4 protein-coding genes are annotated in these 5146 nt (G+C 68.2%); 1 reads left to right on the top strand and 3 read right to left on the bottom strand.

Features of this window, described 5'->3' with window-relative positions:
- Nucleotides 1–141: 141 nt before the first annotated feature.
- A complete protein-coding gene (locus tag JYJ84_RS27880) occupies nt 142–1083 on the top strand; it encodes an AEC family transporter (protein WP_175221537.1) in 942 nt (313 codons plus the stop codon).
- 239 nt (nt 1084–1322) lie between these two features.
- On the opposite strand, the gene JYJ84_RS27885 is transcribed toward JYJ84_RS27880, so the two are convergent.
- The 3 genes from JYJ84_RS27885 to JYJ84_RS27895 form a co-directional block, all read right to left on the bottom strand.
- Nucleotides 1323–2519, bottom strand: coding sequence for a LysR family transcriptional regulator (locus tag JYJ84_RS27885; protein ID WP_175221538.1), 1197 nt, complete (start codon nt 2517–2519; stop codon nt 1323–1325).
- 61 nt (nt 2520–2580) lie between these two features.
- Complete coding sequence (locus JYJ84_RS27890) at nt 2581–3309, bottom strand: aspartate/glutamate racemase family protein (RefSeq protein WP_122949311.1); 729 nt, start codon at nt 3307–3309, stop codon at nt 2581–2583.
- Nucleotides 3310–3331: 22 nt separating this feature from the next.
- Nucleotides 3332–4882, bottom strand: a complete 1551-nt coding sequence (locus JYJ84_RS27895; protein ID WP_122949312.1) for an NCS1 family nucleobase:cation symporter-1 — start codon at nt 4880–4882, stop codon at nt 3332–3334.
- Nucleotides 4883–5146: the final 264 nt, after the last annotated feature.

The following is a 5146-nucleotide window of genomic DNA, read 5'->3' on the forward strand; positions in this document are numbered from 1 at the left end:
GCGGCCGTCATTGCCTACAAGTTGCTTGCGCAACCGATGCGCGACGGTGCGTGACGCGCGGGGTGGCACGCGCCGCGCATTGGACGCGACCCGGCGGAACCATTAAGCTGGCGCGTCCCGGTTTCACGCAGCGTATTCCAGATGTCATCGACGATCGAGATTCTGTTGCCCGTGTTCGGGCTGATCGCGGCAGGGTTCCTGTGCCGCCGGCGCGGCGTACTCGGGCCGGCGGCGGCCTCGGAACTGAACCGCTTCGTCGTGTGGCTCGCGCTGCCCGCGCTGCTGTTCCAGATCATGGCGCACGCATCGTGGCACCAGCTGTATCAGCCCGCCTTCGTCGCCACGTTCGCGCTGACCTGCGCGCTCGTGTTCGCCGGAGTCCTCGCGTGGCGCCTGTTCGCGGGGCGCGGGCTCGCCGATGCGAGCATCGACGCGATTGCCGCGTCGTATCCGAACACCGGCTATCTCGGCTTCCCGCTGTGCCTGCTCGCATTCGGTCCCGACAGCCTCACGCCGACCACGATCGCGACCATTCTCGTGGCGTGCGTGCTGTTCGCCGGCGCGATCGTGCTGATCGAGATCGGGCTGCAGCGCGACCGCGCGCCGCTGACGCTGATGTGGAAGGTGGTCGGCGCGCTGCTGCGCAACCCGCTGATCGTTGCGCCGCTGGCCGGTGTCGGCGTGTCGGCCGCGCAGGTGCCGCTCGGCGCGCCGGTCGACACGTTCCTGAAGCTGCTCGGCGCGGCTGCGAGCCCGTGCGCGCTCGTCAGCCTCGGGCTGTTTCTCGCGGAGAAGCGGGAAGGGGCCGGCGCGGCGCCGCGCGGCAGTGTTGCGCTGACGGCGGTGAAGCTGTTCGTGCAGCCCGCACTCGCGTGGTGGCTCGGCGTGCGCGTGTTCGCGTTGCCGCCGGTGCTCGCGCAGATCGCCGTCGTGCTTGCCGCGTTGCCGACCGGCACCGGACCGTACATGCTGGCCGAGTTCTACGGGCGTGAAGCGCAGGTGACGTCGCGCACGATCCTGCTGTCGACGCTCGGGTCGATCGTGTCGCTGTCGGTGCTGCTCGCGCTTGCACGGCACGCGTGATAGGCGCGGTCGATCACGCGCCTGGCGCTGCAGCGCGTATTGCGTCTTGCGAATCGCGTCGCGACGAAGTCGCCTTGCGTTGGCTGGTGCGATCGGCAGGCGAAACGACCGGCGGATACGCAGCTCAGACTACGTCGACAAGCAGCCTGGCAAAACAGCCGCCCCCGAATTGCTTGTCGACAGGGCCTGAGCCGCGTATTGCCGTATTGGCCCGTTGTCGCGCCTGTCGATCGCGCCGGTCAATGCGACTTCGTCGCGAGGCGATGGACGCGTGCCGCATGGGCGACACGCCGCGGATGCGACGCATGGCAATGCGTTGACTGCCTGCGGCGCGTGCGTCGTGTGGGTTCGGGCGTATCGGTCGCGGCTGGCGTACCGTTTTGCGCGTCCGCGTCCGCGTCCGCGTCCGCGTCCACGACTGCGTCGGCCGCCACCGCCGCAACAGCCGGTAGCCTGGCCTCCGCGTCCAGCCACGCGCGCGTCGCTTCCGCGATCAACCCGCGCAGCCAGCGCACGCCGTCGGCGCACGCGCCTGATTCGTTCCAGGTCATCCGGTACACGATGTCCGGCGGCTCAGCCGGCAGCGCGAGCGCGGCGAGCGGCAGCAGCTTCGCATAGTGCCGCGCGAGCCGGTACGTGGTGGTCAGCAGCATGTCGGTGCGCACGAGCGCATGCGCGGCGAGTTCGAAGTGCGGCAGCGTGACGACGATCCGCCGCTGCAGACCCACGCGTTCGAGCTGCCGGTCGATCGCGCCGGATGCTTCGAGCCACGACGGCGTCGGGCACAACTGCGGCGCTTCGGCAAAATCGGCCGCCGTCATCGTGCCGCGCCGTGCGAGCGGATGCGTCGCACGCATCAGGCACACGACGCGATCGTCGAACAGGTCGTCCTGCCGGAACCGCGACGAGCGCGCCGGGCGATTGTCGATCACGACGTCGAGCTCGCCGTCGGCCAGCGCGCGCTCGTCGTCGAAGCCGTCGCCGAGCGGATGGAACACGAGCTGTGCGTTCGGCGCGCGTTCGCGGAACAGCGCGACGAGCTTCGGCACGAACAGCACGTTCAGGTAGTCGGGGCAGCCGATCCGGTAGGTGCGCACCGACGTGCGCGCGTCAAACGTCGGTTGCTGGATGCGGATGAAGTCGATCACGCGCAGCGCGTTGCGCAGCGGGTCGATCAGCCGTGCGCCGAACTCGGTCGGCACCATCCCGTAGCGGCTGCGCACTAGCAGCGGATCGCCGAGCAGCGTGCGCAGGCGCTTGAGCGCGGCGCTCGTCGCCGGCTGCGACATGTTCAGGCGCACGGCCGCACGCGACACGGTGCGCTCGGTCAGCAGCACGAGCAGGATGCGCATCAACCGTGCATCGAGCACGTCGAGCGCGCCCGCGGCATCGGGCACGTCGCGGGGCAGGGCGTTCGGGTCTAGTGGGTCCCGCATGCCGAACGACCTCCCGGCGACCCGGCGCCCGAGCGCGACGCAGCAGTAGGCCGGCGGTGCGTCATTTGGCGAAGGTGCCCGGCCAGCCGACGATCCGCTTCGGACGCGGCGGCGCGTACGTGCGGACCTTCGACGTTTTCAGTTTCAGGCGTACCAGCGACTCGGCGAGCGCGACCGCGGCCGATACGCCATCGACGACCGGCACGCCGGTGCATTCCTCGATCTGCCGGTCGAGGCCGGCCATCCCGCCGCAGCCGAGGCAGATCACTTCCGCGTGATCGTCCTTCACCGCGCGCTGCGCTTCGGCGACGATCGACTCGATCGCGCGGGCCGGGTTCTCTTCGAGCTCGAGCACCGCGAGGCCGCTCGCGCGCACCGACGCGCAACGCGCGTCGAGCCCGGCGAGCTTCAGGCGATCCTCGATCAGCGGCACCGTGCGGTCGAGCGTCGTGACGACCGAATAGCGATGGCCGAGCATCATCGCGATGCTTGCGGCCGCTTCGGTGATGTCGACGACGGGCACCGTCAGCAGTTCCTGCAGGCCTTCTCGGCCGTGTTCGCCGTAGCCGGCCTGGATCACCGCGTCGTACGGCTCGTCGTAGCTCAGCACGCGATCCATCACGGCGATCGCCGCAAGGTAGCTCTCGAAGTTGCCTTCGACCGACTCCGCGCCGAAGCGCGGCGTCAGGCCGACGATCTCCGTGCCCGGCGACGCGGCGGCCTGCGCCTGCGCGGCGATCGCGTCGGTGATCGACTCGGTCGTGTTGACGTTGACTACCAGGATCCTCATTGCGACTCCGTATGCATGTGTTTCAGTGTTGGGCGCAGGCGACTGCGATGGGTTCGCCCGAGCGCTCCTCGTAGTGCCGTTTGCGATCGGCCAGCAGCCAGTACACGCTGCCCGCGATGGCCGCGCCGAGCAGCCACGAGAACGGCGTCATCGCGCTGAAGGCCGGCACGACGGCGAGCGTGATCGAGATCAGCGCGGACGGCACGAGCGCCGCAAGCGCCTTGCGGTTCACGCCGCGCGTGTAGAAGTAGGTGCCCGTCGGCGCTTCGGTATAGAGGTCGGGCACGTTCACGCGCTGCTTGCGCACGAGCCAGTAGTCGACCGTGATGATCCCGTACAGCGGGCCGAGCAGCGCGCCGAGGCCGGACAGGAAGTAGACGATCACGATCGGGCTGTTGTACAGGTTCCACGGCAGGATCAGCACGGCGACCGTCGCGCTGATCAGGCCCGCGCGGCGGAACGACAGGCGATGCGGCGCGAGGCTCGTCAGCACGAAGGCCGGCGCAACGAAGTTCGCCATGATGTTCACGGCGACCGTCACGATCAGGAACGCGAGGCAGCCGAGCACGAGGAACAGCTTGTTCGGCACCGTCGCGATGATTTCCGTCGGGCTGTGGATGATGTGGCCGTTCAGCTTGAACTGCGCACCGGCGAGCACGAAGCTGATCGTCGCGAACACGAGGATGTTCACCGGCAGGCCCCAGAAGTTGCCCACGCGCACCGTCTTCGCGCTCGGCGACGAACGCGCGAAATCGCAGAAGTTGAGCACCAGCGTGCCGTAGATCGCGAGCCACAGCGAGCCGCCCGCGAAGATCTCCGTCCACATCCTGAAGCCGGTCAACGGCTTGCCGATCGACATCGCGAGATGGCCGCCGGTGCGGCTGACCATCCACGCGGCGAGCGACAGCGTCGTGACGAGGATCACCGGGCCGGCCAGCCCCTCGTACTTGCGGACCATTTCCATTCCGAACGTGAGGATGCCGATCTGCACGAGCCAGATCGCGACGAACGTGACCCAGCCGAGCGTCGACAGCCCGAAGATCGCATTCTGGTCGAAGGCGGCGAGGCCCGGCCAGATCGCGGTGAGCAGCACGCGCAGCACGACCGACGCGAGATAGGTCTGGATACCGAACCATGCGATCGCGATCACCGCGCGGATCATCGCGGGCAGCAGCGCGCCGTAGATGCCGAAGCTCATCCGGCTGATCACCGGGAACGGCACGCCGGTCTTCTGGCCCATGTAGCCGGTGAGGTTCATGAAGCAATACACCAGCACCGCGCCGATCGCGAGCGACGCGAGCATCTGCCAGCCCGACAGGCCGAGCGCGAACAGCCCGATGGCGAACGAGTAGTTCGCGATGTTGTGCACGTCGTTGGTCCACAGCGCGAAGATGCTGTAGCGGCCCCACGTCCGGCCCTCGGCCTTGGTCGGCGCGAGGTCGGGATTGTGCAGCCGCGGGCTCAGCGCGGCATCGCGCGCGGCCGAATCGGGTCGATACGATGCGTCGTCCGCGCCGAGCACGATGCCCGGGCGGTGGGTGGCTTCCAGTTGCACGCCGTTGTCTCCTTCCATGTGCGGGGCGCGAAACCGGCAACGTGGGAACGCTGCGCCGGCCCGGCCGCCGTGGACGTTATGTCTCGGATTTGTTCGCGAGTATGGAAGGCCGGCCCGGTGATGGGAAATTAAATATTCGGTTAGGCGTCATTTGAAAAATGAATGGAATTCGGGCGGCTGCGCGGCACGCGAATTGCTCGCCAGCGGGCTCCATCCACATCGACATCAGCGGAGGTGCCATGCAGCGCTATTCATTTCGTCATGTATCGCGAGCCGTCTTTG

The sequence above is a fragment of the Burkholderia sp. LMG 13014 genome (assembly GCF_905232215.1).
Lineage (GTDB): Bacteria > Pseudomonadota > Gammaproteobacteria > Burkholderiales > Burkholderiaceae > Burkholderia.

Bases quoted from the DNA above. Each gene is read 5' to 3' on its own strand.
- JYJ84_RS27890 (WP_122949311.1), bottom strand. From the start codon at position 3,309: ATGAGGATCCTGGTAGTCAACGTCAACACGACCGAGTCGATCACCGAC.
- JYJ84_RS27895 (WP_122949312.1), bottom strand. From the start codon at position 4,882: ATGGAAGGAGACAACGGCGTGCAACTGGAAGCCACCCACCGCCCGGGC.
- JYJ84_RS27885 (WP_175221538.1), bottom strand. From the start codon at position 2,519: ATGCGGGACCCACTAGACCCGAACGCCCTGCCCCGCGACGTGCCCGAT.
- JYJ84_RS27880 (WP_175221537.1), top strand. From the start codon at position 142: ATGTCATCGACGATCGAGATTCTGTTGCCCGTGTTCGGGCTGATCGCG.